Source organism: Mesorhizobium sp. C432A (genome assembly GCF_030323145.1).
Lineage (GTDB): Bacteria > Pseudomonadota > Alphaproteobacteria > Rhizobiales > Rhizobiaceae > Mesorhizobium.
Map to the genome: position 1 here is coordinate 2404059 of NZ_CP100470.1, position 14834 is coordinate 2418892.

The 14834-nt window shown below is 58.7% G+C and carries 23 protein-coding genes and 1 tRNA gene; 12 read left to right on the forward strand and 12 right to left on the reverse strand.

Annotation, left to right across the window (positions count from 1 at the left end; translation table 11 throughout):
- Positions 1–164 precede the first annotated feature (164 nt).
- Positions 165–401, forward strand: a complete 237-nt coding sequence (locus NLY33_RS11605) for a hypothetical protein (RefSeq protein ID WP_023707621.1) — start codon at positions 165–167, stop codon at positions 399–401.
- Positions 402–529: 128 nt separating this feature from the next.
- Positions 530–706: a YodC family protein gene (locus NLY33_RS11610; RefSeq protein WP_023707622.1), complete on the forward strand. Its 177-nt coding sequence runs from the start codon at positions 530–532 to the stop codon at positions 704–706.
- Between the two features lie 98 nt (positions 707–804).
- Here the strand turns inward: NLY33_RS11610 and NLY33_RS11615 are convergent, their stop codons facing one another.
- Positions 805–1410, reverse strand: coding sequence for a DUF6456 domain-containing protein (locus tag NLY33_RS11615; protein ID WP_023707623.1), 606 nt, complete (start codon positions 1408–1410; stop codon positions 805–807).
- 207 nt (positions 1411–1617) lie between these two features.
- On the opposite strand from NLY33_RS11615, the gene NLY33_RS11620 reads away from it, so the two are divergent.
- Entirely contained in the window at positions 1618–1866 is a 249-nt protein-coding gene (locus NLY33_RS11620; protein ID WP_023709099.1) for a DUF982 domain-containing protein, read from the forward strand.
- An 82-nt stretch (positions 1867–1948) separates the two neighbouring features.
- Here the strand turns inward: NLY33_RS11620 and NLY33_RS11625 are convergent, their stop codons facing one another.
- From NLY33_RS11625 to NLY33_RS11650, 6 genes are read right to left on the reverse strand one after another with little or no spacing between them, the layout of a single operon-like run.
- Positions 1949–2518, reverse strand: a complete 570-nt coding sequence (locus NLY33_RS11625) for a hypothetical protein (protein WP_023707625.1) — start codon at positions 2516–2518, stop codon at positions 1949–1951.
- A complete protein-coding gene (locus NLY33_RS11630; RefSeq protein WP_023707626.1) occupies positions 2515–3432 on the reverse strand; it encodes a primase/helicase family protein in 918 nt (305 codons plus the stop codon). The genes NLY33_RS11625 and NLY33_RS11630 overlap by 4 nt, the downstream gene beginning before the upstream one ends.
- Positions 3429–5015, reverse strand: coding sequence for a DEAD/DEAH box helicase (locus NLY33_RS11635; RefSeq protein ID WP_084565723.1), 1587 nt, complete (start codon positions 5013–5015; stop codon positions 3429–3431). The genes NLY33_RS11630 and NLY33_RS11635 overlap by 4 nt, the downstream gene beginning before the upstream one ends.
- Entirely contained in the window at positions 5012–5365 is a 354-nt protein-coding gene (locus NLY33_RS11640; RefSeq protein WP_023707628.1) for a hypothetical protein, read from the reverse strand. Before NLY33_RS11640 ends, NLY33_RS11635 begins: the two co-directional genes overlap by 4 nt.
- Entirely contained in the window at positions 5358–6236 is an 879-nt protein-coding gene (locus NLY33_RS11645) for a hypothetical protein (protein WP_023707629.1), read from the reverse strand. Before NLY33_RS11645 ends, NLY33_RS11640 begins: the two co-directional genes overlap by 8 nt.
- Positions 6233–6547, reverse strand: a complete 315-nt coding sequence (locus NLY33_RS11650) for a hypothetical protein (protein WP_050590869.1) — start codon at positions 6545–6547, stop codon at positions 6233–6235. Before NLY33_RS11650 ends, NLY33_RS11645 begins: the two co-directional genes overlap by 4 nt.
- A gap of 170 nt (positions 6548–6717) precedes the next feature.
- Between NLY33_RS11650 and NLY33_RS11655 the strand changes: the two genes are divergently transcribed.
- Both NLY33_RS11655 and NLY33_RS11660 read left to right on the forward strand, forming a co-directional pair.
- Positions 6718–7335: a S24 family peptidase gene (locus NLY33_RS11655; RefSeq protein WP_196814875.1), complete on the forward strand. Its 618-nt coding sequence runs from the start codon at positions 6718–6720 to the stop codon at positions 7333–7335.
- 71 nt (positions 7336–7406) lie between these two features.
- A complete protein-coding gene (locus NLY33_RS11660; protein WP_156932551.1) occupies positions 7407–7757 on the forward strand; it encodes a hypothetical protein in 351 nt (116 codons plus the stop codon).
- Positions 7758–7797: 40 nt separating this feature from the next.
- Here NLY33_RS11660 and NLY33_RS11665 read toward each other — a convergent pair whose 3' ends face one another.
- Positions 7798–8205, reverse strand: a complete 408-nt coding sequence (locus tag NLY33_RS11665) for an Arc family DNA-binding protein (protein ID WP_050590868.1) — start codon at positions 8203–8205, stop codon at positions 7798–7800.
- Positions 8206–8304: 99 nt separating this feature from the next.
- Between NLY33_RS11665 and NLY33_RS29475 the strand changes: the two genes are divergently transcribed.
- From NLY33_RS29475 to NLY33_RS11685, 5 genes are all read left to right on the forward strand, one after another.
- Positions 8305–8508: an Arc family DNA-binding protein gene (locus tag NLY33_RS29475; RefSeq protein WP_031195931.1), complete on the forward strand. Its 204-nt coding sequence runs from the start codon at positions 8305–8307 to the stop codon at positions 8506–8508.
- 69 nt (positions 8509–8577) lie between these two features.
- Positions 8578–8994 carry a hypothetical protein gene (locus NLY33_RS11670; RefSeq protein ID WP_156932550.1) on the forward strand — a complete coding sequence of 139 codons (417 nt, stop codon included), beginning with the start codon at positions 8578–8580 and terminating at the stop codon, positions 8992–8994.
- On the forward strand, positions 8991–9350 hold the full coding sequence (locus tag NLY33_RS11675; protein ID WP_023691775.1) for a hypothetical protein: 360 nt from the start codon (positions 8991–8993) through the stop codon (positions 9348–9350). The genes NLY33_RS11670 and NLY33_RS11675 overlap by 4 nt, the downstream gene beginning before the upstream one ends.
- Positions 9347–9601, forward strand: a complete 255-nt coding sequence (locus NLY33_RS11680) for a hypothetical protein (protein WP_023707635.1) — start codon at positions 9347–9349, stop codon at positions 9599–9601. The genes NLY33_RS11675 and NLY33_RS11680 overlap by 4 nt, the downstream gene beginning before the upstream one ends.
- A gap of 181 nt (positions 9602–9782) precedes the next feature.
- Complete coding sequence (locus NLY33_RS11685) at positions 9783–10955, forward strand: tyrosine-type recombinase/integrase (protein WP_023707636.1); 1173 nt, start codon at positions 9783–9785, stop codon at positions 10953–10955.
- Positions 10956–10994: 39 nt separating this feature from the next.
- Here NLY33_RS11685 and NLY33_RS11690 read toward each other — a convergent pair whose 3' ends face one another.
- The 4 genes from NLY33_RS11690 to cpdR form a co-directional block, all read right to left on the reverse strand.
- Positions 10995–11456: a helix-turn-helix domain-containing protein gene (locus NLY33_RS11690; protein WP_023707637.1), complete on the reverse strand. Its 462-nt coding sequence runs from the start codon at positions 11454–11456 to the stop codon at positions 10995–10997.
- Complete coding sequence (locus tag NLY33_RS11695) at positions 11446–11817, reverse strand: DUF4258 domain-containing protein (RefSeq protein ID WP_156932549.1); 372 nt, start codon at positions 11815–11817, stop codon at positions 11446–11448. The genes NLY33_RS11690 and NLY33_RS11695 overlap by 11 nt, the downstream gene beginning before the upstream one ends.
- Before the next feature lie 239 nt (positions 11818–12056).
- Positions 12057–12131: transfer RNA gene (locus NLY33_RS11700), tRNA-Val, on the reverse strand.
- A gap of 115 nt (positions 12132–12246) precedes the next feature.
- Positions 12247–12609 (reverse strand): cell cycle two-component system response regulator CpdR, encoded by a 363-nt coding sequence (gene cpdR, locus NLY33_RS11705; RefSeq protein WP_023671195.1) that lies wholly within the window; start codon positions 12607–12609, stop codon positions 12247–12249.
- Positions 12610–12773: 164 nt separating this feature from the next.
- On the opposite strand from cpdR, the gene NLY33_RS11710 reads away from it, so the two are divergent.
- Together NLY33_RS11710 and hisN are read left to right on the forward strand one after the other, a co-directional pair.
- Entirely contained in the window at positions 12774–13715 is a 942-nt protein-coding gene (locus tag NLY33_RS11710) for an N-formylglutamate amidohydrolase (protein WP_023704024.1), read from the forward strand.
- A 337-nt stretch (positions 13716–14052) separates the two neighbouring features.
- Positions 14053–14826: a histidinol-phosphatase gene (gene hisN, locus NLY33_RS11715; protein ID WP_023707638.1), complete on the forward strand. Its 774-nt coding sequence runs from the start codon at positions 14053–14055 to the stop codon at positions 14824–14826.
- Positions 14827–14834 lie beyond the last annotated feature (8 nt).

Genomic DNA, 14834 nt, shown 5'->3' on the forward strand with positions numbered 1-14834 from the left:
CGAAGCGCGCTTGCTTCGGGGTCAGCTCTGTTGCGGGCATGAGTGGTCTCCCCGGTCTGAGCGGGTGCGGCATTTGCAAAAAGTTGCGGTGCTTTCCAGATGTTGCTCTAATCAAGGCGCCCCTGATGTTGAGCGCCTGGAACATGTAAAACCGGAGGACCAAAATGCCCTGGGTAGATGCAACTTGCCCGATTACGGATCAGCAGGCACTCGTGAACTCGGAGACGTTTGGCGACATCCGGGAGTTCCGCTGCTCGCAGTGTGGCGACTTTAAAATCACCAACTCGGCCATAGCAATGTTTGCGGGCCTCTCGGCAGAACAGAAGTTGGAGCGGTTCATCTACGCGAAGAGCATTGCTGGCACGGATAACCCTATCACCGTGACGACCGAATTTGGATGATCGTGCCTGCCTAAACCTTCTGACATCCGCGCGGCTCTGGCCATCACGGACCATGGCGTGTCACTGCTATTGCCCATGCGAGCGCAGTCTGATTACTTCTGTTTGTTGAACATCCCAGGAGGGACCAAATGGCAGAAACCTATAAAGCCGGTGATATTGTACAGTTGAAATCTGGAGGCCCCGACATGACCGTGTCGTCAGAAGTAGGTGGCGGCGACTTGATTTGTAAGTGGTTCAATCAAGACATTGCGACGTGGACGCCTCAACAGGCCATATTTAAACCCGCCGAACTGAAGAAGGCTTGATCTGGGTTTAGTCGCCAACAAAAAACCCGCCTGATTTGGGCGGGTTCCGGCGCACCTCGTCACAGTGCCCGAATATCTACCATACGTGACGGCACGTTTCAACTGTTGTGACGCGTTGCTGACTGCGATCCGTAGTGAAAAACGAGACGTTGCAAGCCCATGCGCAATAGTTGGGCGGGAATGTCTCGGACCACGTTCTCCCGCTGCGCAACTTCCTTGATCGACAACCCGAGACCGCACACGGCATCAATTACCGCCAGAATTTCGGGATAGACCAGAGCTTGCCTGGCCCGTGCCATAAGAGCGTGGTTGTCGATGAGCTTGGCCGAAACGTTCGTCCCCCGTGAGCCGCTGTCGACACGTTCCCCCATCCCCATCGTCTTCAGTCCTTCCCGAGCCGCCAGTTCGAAGTCGGCGCGATACCGAGCGCCAGCCTCCCGCTGCTTGTAGGTTAGGCTGGATATGCCCTTGAGCGGATCGACATTGCGAACCCGAGCTATGCCACCCGTGCTGATGTAGCCGCCATTGCTGACATCGTAGATGCGTCTTGCGTCGGCGGTGCCGGCAATGAGCCGATCGCGACCGTGATCGTCCTTCTGGACAGCGAAGTCATGGCCGAGGTCGCGACGGATTTTTACCTGCTCGGCCTCGCCCTTACGCATCTTTGGCGCGGCCGGTTTGGTCTTTTTTGCTGCTTTGGTCATACAATGCTCCGTTGGGTCATGCGCTGCATCTCAGTCATGGCGCGAGATTCGCCGCCGGCTTTGGTCTGCAACGCCAGCCGCTGGTTATTGGGAACGCGAAGTGCTAGGACGCGCTTTGCGTGAAGTCTGCTTGTACCGAAGAGCTAAAGATCGACGTTTACTTTGTAACTCATGTGGAACGTTGCGCTTGAAAAGTCGTTGGGAAGCATGGCTAACTATGTTGGCGGAGTGCCGATCAAAATCGCGCACGGGGTTCGCGTCATCGAGACGCACGCCGACATGGCAGATGTGCTCACCAACGGCGAATGGCCTTCGGACGGGCCGAAATTCCTCGCCGCGTTGGCCGCACTGGTTGAGGCGCGCATCGGACGTTGCAGCGATTCGAGGGTTAGAATCGCATTCATTGAGGCGGCTATGGAAGCTGACTTGCTTCCTGATAGCTTCATGCAGAACTGATTTGCGATCCCATTTAGCTTCCTCGGCACGATGAGTTGCGCCAGGCATGGGCGGTCAAGTTCGGCTTGGGTAAGCGATCGCATCATGACGCTCTCCGCTTGTTGAAAGGCACGACATTCGATCCGTGTTCGTTGTCCACGGCTCCCTCTTCTCTTGGGGTAATCATTGAGGGGGAATAGGCGGCAGATTTTGCCGGGACAGACCGGCAGATTTTGCCGGGACAAACCGGGTTCTGTCCTGGCAGATTTTGCAGGGACAAATCGGCCCTTTTCGTCGCTTTTTTCTGGCGCTCGACTTCCTTGTGATAGCTGGTCATTGCGTCAGCGTGCTGCCTCGCTTCGTCGCGCCAAGGGTTAATCAGTCTATAGGTTGAGACCTTGCCGCCAGATTTGGCCGGCGTCAGATAAGCCCGCCCCGCGTCGTTTTTGCCGAGCAGACGACCGCGACTGATCCGAAACTGCCTGTCCCCCAAACCTGTCAGCGCTTGAGCCCGTGTGGACGCCAGCCACGTCTTGCACGACGGCCAGGCCATAACCGCCACATAGGCGGCGAGGACCTTAAAGTCTGCCGGCGTCAGCGTTGGATCAATGTTGGCCGTCTCGATAAGATCGAGCTTGAACGAGGCTTTCGAGCGATCCAGTTCTTCTTTCATGCGACGTCTCGCATCGCCATAATGCCGGTCAGGCAGCGCTGCACTGCGAAGATGCTCGTTCGCTGATGCAGATCGTTGAAGTCTGTCCCCATGTCTGGCGGCATGCCAAAGGGCAGCGACGTTTTTCGGGCGTAGTATTCGCTGGCGCCGAGGCCATCGAACTGCTTCAGCGGCTTGTCATTCTCTGCGGCGATGAACACGCGCCCGGTGATGGTGCTGGCGATCGGCACGATGTTCGCGGCCGAAAAGCAGCAGAGGATGGTCGGTCTGACTTTGATGCCCTGCAGAGCTGCGCGGACGGAAAGACCTGTTGCGTAGCCTTCGCAGAGCCACGTATCGACGCCGGTGCTGATCCTGTGCGCAGCGCCCCATGTGGCCCCACCAAAAAGGAACTTTTTCGTACCGTCTTCCCAGATCAGTTGTACCGACACCACTTGGCCGCCGATGCGAGCCGGGATAACCATCGCGGACGAACAACTGGCATCGGGCACGAGATAATCGCCGGCGATCCGGCGGACGTCTTCCGCCCGGATCACCATGGCCTTTTCGTCACGAAACCCTTTCGCGGCCAGGTAGGGGTGCGCGGCGATCTTGGCCGTGGCGATCATGTCCGACGCTAGTCGGGCAGCGCGTGCCGCGTCGGCCTGCTTCTTCCGCTTTGAAAACTCGATTTGCTTTGCGATCTTCTGGCGGTCGCGCTTCTCGACCTCGCCACCCATCCCGACGGTAACAGTCTCGCCGGTTTGCCAGTTGAAGGCCGTGACGTGCGTTTCGTTGATGATGACCCGCCCGTCGCCCTTACCGTTCTTGCCGGATAGCGTGTCGGTGTGCAGCCACTTGCCGAAGCTGCGTTCCTTTGGCGGGATGATGCCGACCGAAGAGCAGGCGTTGTCGATCGCGTCTTCGATGCTCATGCCGCGCGCCTCGGCTTGTTGCGGAACCGTTTGATTTCACGCTCGACAAGCTGCCACTCGTCGACCTTCACACGGCTGTGTTCGCAGGCCGCATCGAACAGCCCATAGGGCAGCTTGCTGCCGGGGTAGATGCCGCGCCAAACGCCATAGGCCCACTTGCGAGACGATTCCTCGCCCTTGCGCCCATTGGACAGGCAATAGGCCAGCGCCGTGTTCCAGATCGACTTCGGATCTTCCAGGCACTTCGCGCGCAAGCCCTTTCGAGGCGCGAAGGCGTTCTTAATGCTGAAATCGAAATCGATCAGCTCGCCTTCAACGACTTGAATTTCGCCATACTTCGGTCGCTGCCAACCGCAGGAAAGGCAAGCGTCGTGATGGGGCTCCATTTGAAGCCCGCACTCACCGCAGAAGTATTTCTGTTTGACTTTCTCGTTTGGCTCCCGAGCTTCGCCGTCTTTCTTTTGCGCGCTCGACAGGCTGTCGACACCATGTTCGAACAGCCAGGCAGTATCTTCAGCGAACGTGACGCAGTTGCCGGAGTGATCCAGCCACAGCCCGAAATCTTTGCCTTCGGAAATGCGCATCACGCGCCCAAGCTCTTGGATATGGGACGAGAAGGATTTTCTGTAGGGCCGGCAGGAGATGCCGCACATCACATCAGGCACGTCGAAGCCTTTGGTCAGTACCGCGCAGGAAACGAGACCGTCGATCGCGCTGTCAGGCTTGCGGAATTCCTCGATTTTGTCCCGCCGCTCTTTATCCGAGGCGTCCAGGTAGCTGATCTGTTGAAAGTTGAAGCCAGCCGCTGCGAACTGCCGGCATAGCTCTTCACCGTGGGCAACGGATGGTGAGAAGACGAGGGTCTTCACGGGACCGCCGAAATGCTTTTGCGTTTGCTGGACCCATGTGTGGATCACGTCGCCAATGATGGTTATGCCGCGCTGGCCGGCGTCGGTTTCGTCGTACTCGCCGGTGAACGCCTTCTTGGCGCCCTTCATGTCGGGCGTGACGCAAGCCTTAATCTTGAGCGGCGTCAGCCAACCGTCGGCGAGGAGTTGATTTGTCGTCGCGCCGTTGACGAGAGCGTCCCAGTGGTCGGCCATACCGTCGGTGAACGGCGTCGCGGTCAGGCCGACAACGATGGAGTCTTTCGCGCGCTCGACCAGTTCGAGATTTGATTGATATTCGCAATGAGCCTCATCGACGATGATGAGCTTCGGCAGCTCGCCATCCAGATATTTGCGCCGCCCTATCGTTTGCGCCGATGCCACCTGCACGGGCTTCGTCGGATCGGTCAGCCAGTGATCGGCCTGGATAATGCCGTGGTCGATGCCGTATTTTGCGAAGCGCTCGCTGGTCTGGTCGATCAGCGTGACGCGATCCACGATGAACCAGGCTCGAGAATTTTTGGCTTGGTTCTTGGTGACGAGATCGATTGCCGTCTCTGTTTTTCCGAACGCCGTCGGCGCCACCAGGATGATCCTACGCGCGCCTTCGCGGATACGCTGCCGCAAAAGCTCTTCTGTCCTGACTTGGTGAGGACGAAGCGATATCTGTTGATGGGCTGGCGGAAGCGCGTTCACACCGCTACCCCCGGTGCTTCGTCAATCATCCGGCCGCATGTCGTCAGGAACCACGACCAATCCATTTCCGAAACCCCGGCCGGCTTGGTCAGGGACAGATAGCGGGCGAACTGTTCAGCCCATTCCCGAGGCGCGCCACCTTCAAACTCGACGATCGCGGCACGCTCTTCGAATTCGATGTTCTCGTCCGAGCGCAGATATTCGGCGACGGCCTGACTGTTCTTGGTGATGTACGTTTTCGCGGATGCAGGCAGCTTCTTCGGGTTCACGATCCGCAGGGAGTTGTCGTCGAGCACGATGTTTGCGCCAAACGACCGCACTCTGTTGAAGAGATCGGCCACGTCAGCCAAGGGAAATAACCTCATCATCCGAAGATTGCGGATCAAGGGGAATGACGACGTCGCCGGACCATCCGAGATCAGTGGCGCGCTTCTGCCACCCCTTTGCCCGCTTCATCCATCCGGCCTTGTCTTCGCTCTCCTGGATCAGCCGGGCGTTTAGGGTGCGAATTTCTTCGTCCTTGCCAGCGATCACGGCTTCGAAGCCGCCTTGCTGATACTGGACCCACATGTCGGCGAACTTTGCGTTTTCGGCCTTGAGCGCCGCGTTGTCCGCTTCCAGACCGCGCACCAGTTCTTCTAATTCAGACACACGGTCTACAGTCTCGACATTCGAGCCGTCGGCTTTGGCCTTCGCAACGGCGTCATGGCGGGCGGTGACATGCTGCTTGACGGCGTCGGGGAGCGCGGCGTGGGATCTATCGCGCTGGCGGTCGTGTTCGGCTTTCACTTTTTCTTTGGCGGCGCGCTTCTCCGCGATGACATCGGTGGCGGCCTTTTGTGGCGCTTCCCCCTGTTGCACGCGGGTCTTGATGTCGGCCGTCACTGACGAAAGGTCGGCTTTTATGTCTCGCGCCACAGCTTCCGAAATGTGTACAGATGTGGACAGATCACCGGTTGCCTCTGCGATTGCCGCAATGACGCGACCCTGATCAAGAAGCTGATAAGATCGGCTGCGGCTCAGGCTGAATTCGGCTCGGACGTAGGCTTCCCAGCTCGCATATTTCAGTGCCTTCCAAGCCTCACGCTCCTGAGCTTCGAGAAGCAGCGCCCAGGCACTATCGACGGCTTTGCGGATGCGCCCCGTAAGCGCTACCGCTTCTCTCTCAGTCAGTGAGCGGCCAGGTGCGACGGCGGTCTTCGCGGTCTTGTGGATCATCATGCTGGTTCTTTCACCCCAAGCAGGCGGCGCAGTTCAGCATAAGCTTCCGCCAGCGAGGGTCCGGACGCCGTGACGCCCGATGCAATGTCGCGGATGATCACCGTACCGTCGGCCGTCGTAATGTGCGTGTAAGCTGCGGACATGAAGTCGCGGACCTTCTTGGCCGTCTCCGGCCAGCAACGTCGGCCCTCACGCAAGCGCGTTACGAACTTGGGATCGTTCAGAGCGATCAGACCTATGTTGGAATCCCGCACTTTCACTTTCGACTGGAAGGCAGCGATTTCCGAAATCAGTTCCGTCCTGGTGTCCATATTCAGCCTCAAGGGGAAATTTCCCATTAACCAATAGGCTAGAACCTTAGTGACGGTCAAGGGGCGATAGGCTACAACCCCGCATACTTTTGAATTCAAGGGGAAAAAACGCCGTGGATAACGAGTGGGAAGCAAGATTTCGGGAACGGATGGCCGTCCAAGGCCACACAATGAAGTCGCTCTCCTTGGCTGCCGGTCTCAATGAATCGTTCGTTCGCGACATGCTCCAGAGAAAACGTCGGCCGAGTCTCGATAAGTTCTCGCGCCTCGTCGCGATCCTTGGAACGACAGTCGCCGACATCATGGGGGAGGACAGCGCGGGTTCTGACGGTGGCGCTCGCCAGGTGCCCCTTATGGGCTATATAGGCGCCGGCGCTGAGGTAGAGCCGGACTTTGAACAGGTTCCAGACGAAGGGCTAGACCAGATTCCTGTTCCCTTTGCTTTGCCTGGCGACATGATCGCGTTTGAGGTGCGCGGGAATTCAATGCTGCCGCAGTTTCGAGACGGAGCTGTTCTAATCGTATTTCGCGAGCAGCGGAGATCGCTGGAGAGCTTCTACGGCGAGGAAGCTGCCGTTCGAACGAGTGACGGCCGCCGGTTCATCAAGACGATTTTTCGCGGCAACCAGAAAGACCGCGTCAACCTCATGTCATGGAACGCGCAACCGATAGAGAACGTCCACTTGGCCTGGGTCGGAGAAATCTTCACCGTATTCCCGCCGAAGTCGCTGCACCGCGTGGCCAAGCAGGGTGGCATCCAAGGCAATTTGCGTCTTAAGAGCGCGTAAGGGGAAATAACCTATTGACTTAAGGGGAAATTACCCCCTTAATCTGGCTTCGTCAACTGATGGAGCTCATAATGAATGCCCTTCTTCCCGAAGCATGGACTGTGCTTGGCGTCACCGCCGCGATCATCACTCACAAGGCTGCAGTCATGGCTGACGAAGCCATGTTCGATGCGGATGGCAACTGCTTGGATGCTGTCGCAGTGCTCGACACAGAGGCGGCCGAGGCAAAGGCCTTCAAGTCGATGGTCGGCGCGCCTTGCTCCTCGCCGGCCGATGTCGCGGCCAAGGTCGAGTACATGCTCAACGGCGCGATCGGGAACCGGTCGAGTCTGATTGACTACCTCGCTGAATACAGCGACGGCGACGGGGATCTTACCCGCCGCCTTTTGCGGTCGTTCGCACCGTCGGCAGGTGCGCTCTGATGGACACCGAGTTGGCTGTCCTTGCTGGAAGGTTGTGCTGCTACTTTTTCCCCATGACCACACTCAGGAGCACTTCACGCATTTGAGGGGGCAGCAGGCTTTGATCCCGAATGCCAAAATTCAGAAGGACGCGCTTGTTACCTATGGCCGATTCCCAGACCCCCAAATTCGGATGTATTTTCTTGGCCGCTTCATCCGCAGCGCGGATCAGCTTTGCGTGCGCGCGAAGGTCGGCAGCGTCATCTTCGACTATTGGCGAGATCCACGTTTCGAAAAATGCATTCTGGTCGAACTCGATCGGCGCCGGATATTTTTCCTCCAGGGTGGCGACCACTTCGGCGTTCATCGAACGATTGTTTCGGTCCGCCGCATCGCGAATGCGATCTCGCATTCCTTCGGGCAGTCGGACCACAAATTGTTCAGCGCCGCGTCCGGGTTTTTTGGCCATCTCGGTTATCCACAGGCAAGTGATATTACCGTGCAATTAGTGCTTGCCCGGCCAGTCAGTCAATCGATATTACGGTGCTATTGATCTTACCGTAATATTATGGTTAAGATCAGGGAAAGGAGGATCGAAGTGTCTAGGACGGACCCGAAATTTTTGGTTCGCTTGCCGGCAGACGTGAAGGCTTTCATCGCCTCACAAGCCGCGCGGAATGGAAGTTCTCAAAATTCTGAAATTGTGCGGTGCATCCGCGACCGGATTGACCAAACGAAAACGGCGACCACCCAGCCCGCCAAGGCAAAGTAGTCGCCGTCCTGAAGAATGAACCGCCCGCCAAGGCGGCTCCCCTGAAGCGTCACACAGATGGAGATCAAAGTGACACAGCATGCAAATAGCACGGTAAACGTGAAAGTTCCAGTCCAGCCGGTCCGTAAGGTGCCGCACGAGGCCGATACCCTGTCTTTCATGCATCGCAAGATGCCGGCCGGCAGCGGAATATGCTACTGGAACATCGAGTCCAGCGGCCATTTCGGCAAGGACTGCGACAAGGGCCACGAATTGGCCCGCGAGTATCTCGACTATATCGGGCGCCACCCGACCAACGGCGCTACCACGCTGCTCGGATGCATCGTCAACGACATGGTGCGCCTCAGGCAGGAAGAGCGCTTGCCGTCCCGCAACCACTTGACCGGGGTAGAAATCGGCTTCCTTGGCGAGGTCAATCGCTACGCAATGGCCACGATGGTCGCCATGGTCAAGACGAAGGGCAACCCGGAAGGTGGTGTGGCATGACCCGCCCCGCTCATCCCCTTGGCTTCAAGACTGAGAAGCTGACGCTGGCACAGCTGATCGCGCTCGATGACGCATTGCAGACCGCCTCAAATGTCCTGTCCGGCTTGCAGGAGCAACCACGCTTTGGGAACGTGGCGGGCGAAATCCTGGATGATTTCAGGACCAACATCGGTTTTGAGCAAGAGACGATCCGAGACATCGCTTCAAAGCTGCCCGTGGTCAGCACGAACGATCGGGACATTAAGTTTGCGCTATTGGCCCGCATGTGGGTCGACCAAAGCGAAAGCCCCTCGACTACGATACGGGAGCTGGCGAGGATTATGGCTGATGTCGAGTGGAAAGGCGGTGCCAAATGAAGGCCCCGACCGACAATCTCGACGATCTGCAGAGCGACATTGCGCACCTGTCGGAAGTCATGGACATCATCGTCGAGACTTTGCTCGACACCCCCCGGTTCGATGGGTCGAACAAGTTGCTTGATCGCTCCATCGCCCTATCGTGGATCGCGCGTGACATGGCTGACATGCTGAGAACCGAGGCTGACCTTTGCCACCAGCGCGTCCTTCAAGAAGCGCGTGCTCGCAAGCGCGGAGGATCGTTGCAGTGAATGTCGCGACCGAAGGCGACGACGCGCCGCTTACCTTAAAGGAGGCATGTCAGGTCTTCTTCCGTGGCCGGATCACACCGGCCACGTTGCGGGCTGAGTCTAGGCGTGGCAGGCTATCAATCATGCGGGTAGGGCGGGCTGACTTCGTGACGCCCCAGGCGATGAGGGAGATGATGACGAAATGCCAAGACCAGCCAAAGGCGCCCGGCTCTACCTCGACCCGCAGCGCCGGGAATGGATCATCCGAGATGTCGGGGAGGTCTTCGAACGCACAGGCTGCAGCGAACCAGATCGCGCAGGAGCTGAAAAAAGGCTCGGCGAATACATCGCGGAAAAATTCAAACCAGTCTCTCGCGAAAGTCATCTCGCTCGCCTCTCGGTCGCCGAAGTCCTGACCGCCTACGGGCGCGAGTATGCGCCGCACAAGAAATCCGCCGAGCGGAGCGGGTACGCCATCGCGGCCTTACTGCCGTTTTGGGGATCGAGGACGCTGGCCGACGTGCGCGGCGAGACGTGTCGAGCCTACGCCAAAGCGCGAGGCGCGACCGTCCAGGCTGGCACGATCAGGCGAGAGCTTGCTGCACTGTCGAAGGCCATCAACCATTGGCATAAGGAACATGGGCCGCTGGCGTCCGTGCCGGAAGTGACCATGCCCGACATCTCGCCGCCGCGCGACCGCTGGCTGACCCGCACCGAGGCTGCGATGCACCTGGCCGGCGCGCTCGGCTTCTATCGGGAGATGTGGTGCGACGTGTCCACCAGGCGCGAACATTATCGGTGGCGCCGTAATCGCTTTGCCGTCAATCGCCATCTCGCCCGCTTCATTTTGTTGGGGCTCTACACAGGATCTCGGCGCGCGGCGATTTGCAACGTCCAATGGATGCCGAATACGACCGGCGGCTGGATCGACACGCAACGTGGCGTCATGCATCGGCGAGGGGAGGGAGTAGCCGAGACGAACAAGCGCCAGCCGCCGGTTCGGCTTGGCCGCCGCATCAGCGCTCATCTAGCAAGATGGAAAAAGATCGACGACGCGGCAAGAGACGCAGCTTCACAGGAAGCTGGCGAGCCAGTGTCAACCCATCTGCATGTCGTCAGCTATATGGGCAGGGGCGTAGCATCAGTGCGCACCGCTTGGGAAATGGCGATCGACAACGCCTGGCTTGATCCCGCCGCCACCGGTCAGCCTCCGATCACGCCGCACGTTCTGCGCCATACGCGCGCAACCTGGATGATGTTCGCTGGCATCGACATCTGGGAAGCGGCCGGCGCGCTCGGGATGTCGGCGAAAACGCTCGACAAAGTCTATGGCCATCACCACGTCGACTTCCAGAAGAACGCCGCCGAGGTCTAACCTACGTGAAGAACCCCGCCGAAGCGGGGTTCTAAAACTTTACGCAGCGATCAACTCGTATGGGTGAGCGTCATTGCTCACCTTTTGAATGTTGATCGGCTGTGCCTCGGTCGTCGGGACACTGCGACGGGACAATTCATCGATCCCAGCATTCACAGGCAGCTCGAGCTTCTCAATCGCAAGCCGACGCACTAAGGCCTCGATTGAGCTGTCGATTTCTACCTCATTACGCTCCCAACGCCCGATGGATTGCTTGTCACGATGCACAAGCGTCGCCAATTCAGCTTGGGTCAGCCCCATTTCCGATCGGAGGAAACGCAGCTCGTCACCGCTCATTCCCTTGGCATGATCAACGATGCCTGTGGCGATCACATGATGCAGTTCGTTAATGGCGGGAATCGTGATGATCTCGTCGCCGTCATCATCCACTTCAACAGCGATTCCGCTGATGTAGACGTTGAGCAGCCCGCTCTCCGTGTAGTGGTGTGCGTCATTCATCATCTTGAACTCCAATTATCGAGCCGGCAATCCGCTCGAACTCATCGATCCACATGACCGATATAACTTTTATGAGGCTCCCGGTCTTCGCGGGGATTAAAACAACCCCAATCGACCGGCTTCCACCGTTTGGCGTCTTGCATTCGATCCTATAACGAAAATGTCCCGCTCTCGTTGCAGGGATCGGAGCTTGATAGACATTGCCATATTTGAGGGCATGCAGCACATCCGACACGATCAAGCCACGTTCAGAAAGCCGGTCTCGCGCATGAAGCTTGTACGAAAGGTTCAGCTTCGGGTTTTTGGCGATAGCCCTAATTTCGATCGTCGCACGGCCAGCATCCCAAGGTTGCGTACTCGTCACAATGCCTCCCTAGAGAGGCCTTTCCGACCACTCGATGTATCATGGTGATACCTACTTAATTACTAAGCGTCAATCTGCAAGGGTCGCGTTTTTTAGTCCTGGAGCTAAACCACATGATGGGCCGACGCGCAGAGCGAACATTTGCCAAGGCCCAGTAAACGGGCACGCAGCCGTCATGGTAATTTCTGTGCCGTTTCTGTGCCAAGCGGCAGGCAGACGCAGCTAAGTTATTGAAAGGATGGTGGGCGTGACAGGGATTGAACCTGTGACCCCTGCAATGTCAATGCAGTGCTCTCCCGCTGAGCTACACGCCCATCCGAAGCCGCGCATACACCATTTTTGGTCCAGCGCGTCAATAGCCGGAAAAGGGAAAGAAAGGCTCGTTTTGTCGCGCCGCCGACGAAGCGGCGAGATCACACTGTGCGCGCTTCAGGCGGCCTGCAGCATTTTTTCGACCTCGTTGACGAGATCGCGCAGGTGGAAGGGCTTGGACAGCACCTTGGCGTCTTTCGGCGCCTTGGAATCGGGGTTGAGCGCGACGGCCGCGAAACCGGTGATGAACATCACCTTGAGGTCGGGATCGATCTCGGTGGCGCGGCGGGCGAGTTCGATGCCGTCCATCTCCGGCATGACGATATCGGTCAGCAGCAGGGAGAAAGGTTCTTCGCGCAGCCGCTCGTAGGCGCTGGCGCCATTGTCGAAATCGCTGACGTGGTAGCCGGCCCGCTCCAGTGCCTTGACCAGGAACCGGCGCATGTCGTCGTCGTCTTCCGCCAGCAGAATGCGTGCCATCTTGTCCCGTCCGAATCACCCCAGCCAAGCCTGCCGTCCGGCAAGCCCGTTAACCATCCTGTATATGAGGAGCTGACGGTAAACATCAAGTGAACGTTGGCGGCATTAATCCTGATTTGACGCGGTTCCTGACATGCCGAAATGCTGGACATGCGGCCGATGAGGTGGCAGTTTCCCATCATGATGCATTGCTGTTTCCGGGTTCGTTCAAATTGACGACGGCAGCCGAAGATTTTTCGGTCGTTCCACCCTTCGAAATCCGATCGGGCGCCGAGCAGCGCGTTCCCTTCGTCTTCAACTCACCGCATAGCGGCCGCTATTATCCAGACCGCTTCCTGGCCATGGCGCGGCTCGACCGGAACGCCATCCGCCGCTCCGAGGATTGCTATGTCGACGAGCTGTTCGGCAGCGCGGTGGTGCTGGGCGCGCCGATGCTGGCGGCGAATTTTCCGCGCGCTTACCTCGACGTCAACCGCGAACCCTGGGAACTCGACCCGCGCATGTTCGCCGAGCCGGTGCCGTCCTTCTGCAACATCCGCTCGGCGCGTGTCGCCGGCGGGCTCGGCACCGTGCCCAAGCTGGTGGGCGAGGGGCTCGACATCTATTCCGGCCGTCTGCCGCTGGCGGAGGCCGTCCAGCGCATAGAGGCGGTCTACAAACCCTATCACGAGACGCTGAAGCGGCTATTGACCAGAACCCATGCCAGGTTCGGCTATGCCGTGCTGATCGACTGCCATTCGATGCCGGCGAGCATCAGGGTGGGCGACAGCGGCCTGCGGCCGGATTTCATCGTCGGCGACCGTTTCGGCATCTCGGCCACGGCGGCCCTGACCGAGACGGCGATCGGCCTGCTCATCGGCATGGGCTACACCGTCGCCCACAACAAACCCTATGCAGGCGGTTTCATCACCGAGCATTACGGCCGGCCGGCGCGCCATCTGCATGCGCTGCAGATCGAGGTCAATCGCGGCCTCTACATGAATGAGCGGACGTTCCAGAAATCGGCCGGCTTCGATGCGCTGGCCGACGATATGGCGCGCTTTTCGGCCGACCTGATGGCGATGCCCGACCACCACTTCATCGACCTGCCGCTGGCCGCCGAATGACGCCGGAGCGGCGGCTGTTCATGCAATCCCGCGCTGGCCATCCCGCAGCGTAAAAAAAGACCGCATCGTTTGCACGACACGGTCGAAGTCTAGGGAGGAAACGCCCAAGGAGGGCATGGACAGGAAAACCTGTCCGAGAACAAATTTATTGTGCGATGCACAAATGTCAATCGATCCCACGCTTTTTTAATTCACTCTGATGTGGAAATGCGTTTCGATGGTCCCGATGTGTGACATTTCGGCAACGCTGATGTCTCTGATAAATCGATAAACCGGCTTGTTTTGGCGGGAAAGTGCCGGCAGACCGGGTTGGCACTCTGTAATGCGGGAGAATCACGTGGACATCAGCATCGATTTCATGCGCCGGATCGCGCAAGCGGCGGCGGCTGAAACCTTGCCGCGTTTCCGCGTACAGGGCGCGGTGGCCAACAAGGAAAAAGGCAGTTTCGACCCGGTCACCGAGGCCGACCGCGAGGCCGAGCGCGCCATCCGGGCGCTGATCTCGGCTGAGTATCCCGATCACGGTATCCTCGGCGAAGAACATGGCAGCGAAAACATCTCCTCAAGGCATGTCTGGGTGATCGATCCGATCGATGGCACCCGCGCCTTCATCTCAGGCTTGCCGGTGTGGGGAACGCTGGTCGGATTGACGGTCGACGATGACGCCGTCGCCGGCATGATGGCGCAGCCCTTCACCGGCGAGCTGTTCTACGCCAACGCTTCCGGCTCCCACTACGAAGGCCCCGGCGGGCCGCGGAAGCTGTCGACCCGCAAGAGGACGAAGCTTGACGAGGCGACCTTGTTCACCACCACGCCGGCGCTTTTCAAGGGCGAGGCGCGCACCCGCTACGACGCGTTCGAGAAACAGATCCAGCTCGCCCGCTACGGCGCCGATTGCTACGCCTTTGCCATGATTGCCTCGGGCAGCGTCGACATCGTCGCCGATCCCGGATTGAAACCCTACGACATCGTGGCGCTGATCCCGATCATCGAAAAGGCCGGCGGCGTCGTCACCACATTCGAGGGCGGTCCGGCGGAAAAGGGCGGCGACATCCTGGCCGCCGCAACGCCGGAGCTTCACGCGGCTGCAATGGCAGCCCTGCGGGGCTGATAGTCGAC

Bases quoted from the DNA above. Each gene is read 5' to 3' on its own strand.
- NLY33_RS11690 (WP_023707637.1), bottom strand. From the start codon at position 11,456: ATGATGAATGACGCACACCACTACACGGAGAGCGGGCTGCTCAACGTC.
- NLY33_RS11615 (WP_023707623.1), bottom strand. From the start codon at position 1,410: ATGACCAAAGCAGCAAAAAAGACCAAACCGGCCGCGCCAAAGATGCGT.
- NLY33_RS11660 (WP_156932551.1), top strand. From the start codon at position 7,407: ATGAATGCCCTTCTTCCCGAAGCATGGACTGTGCTTGGCGTCACCGCC.
- NLY33_RS29475 (WP_031195931.1), top strand. From the start codon at position 8,305: ATGGTTAAGATCAGGGAAAGGAGGATCGAAGTGTCTAGGACGGACCCG.
- NLY33_RS11650 (WP_050590869.1), bottom strand. From the start codon at position 6,547: ATGGACACCAGGACGGAACTGATTTCGGAAATCGCTGCCTTCCAGTCG.
- NLY33_RS11655 (WP_196814875.1), top strand. From the start codon at position 6,718: ATGAAGTCGCTCTCCTTGGCTGCCGGTCTCAATGAATCGTTCGTTCGC.
- NLY33_RS11610 (WP_023707622.1), top strand. From the start codon at position 530: ATGGCAGAAACCTATAAAGCCGGTGATATTGTACAGTTGAAATCTGGA.
- cpdR (WP_023671195.1), bottom strand. From the start codon at position 12,609: ATGGCACGCATTCTGCTGGCGGAAGACGACGACGACATGCGCCGGTTC.
- NLY33_RS11665 (WP_050590868.1), bottom strand. From the start codon at position 8,205: ATGGCCAAAAAACCCGGACGCGGCGCTGAACAATTTGTGGTCCGACTG.
- NLY33_RS11620 (WP_023709099.1), top strand. From the start codon at position 1,618: ATGGCTAACTATGTTGGCGGAGTGCCGATCAAAATCGCGCACGGGGTT.
- NLY33_RS11605 (WP_023707621.1), top strand. From the start codon at position 165: ATGCCCTGGGTAGATGCAACTTGCCCGATTACGGATCAGCAGGCACTC.
- NLY33_RS11685 (WP_023707636.1), top strand. From the start codon at position 9,783: ATGCCAAGACCAGCCAAAGGCGCCCGGCTCTACCTCGACCCGCAGCGC.
- NLY33_RS11680 (WP_023707635.1), top strand. From the start codon at position 9,347: ATGAAGGCCCCGACCGACAATCTCGACGATCTGCAGAGCGACATTGCG.
- NLY33_RS11645 (WP_023707629.1), bottom strand. From the start codon at position 6,236: ATGATGATCCACAAGACCGCGAAGACCGCCGTCGCACCTGGCCGCTCA.
- NLY33_RS11675 (WP_023691775.1), top strand. From the start codon at position 8,991: ATGACCCGCCCCGCTCATCCCCTTGGCTTCAAGACTGAGAAGCTGACG.
- NLY33_RS11630 (WP_023707626.1), bottom strand. From the start codon at position 3,432: ATGAGCATCGAAGACGCGATCGACAACGCCTGCTCTTCGGTCGGCATC.
- NLY33_RS11625 (WP_023707625.1), bottom strand. From the start codon at position 2,518: ATGAAAGAAGAACTGGATCGCTCGAAAGCCTCGTTCAAGCTCGATCTT.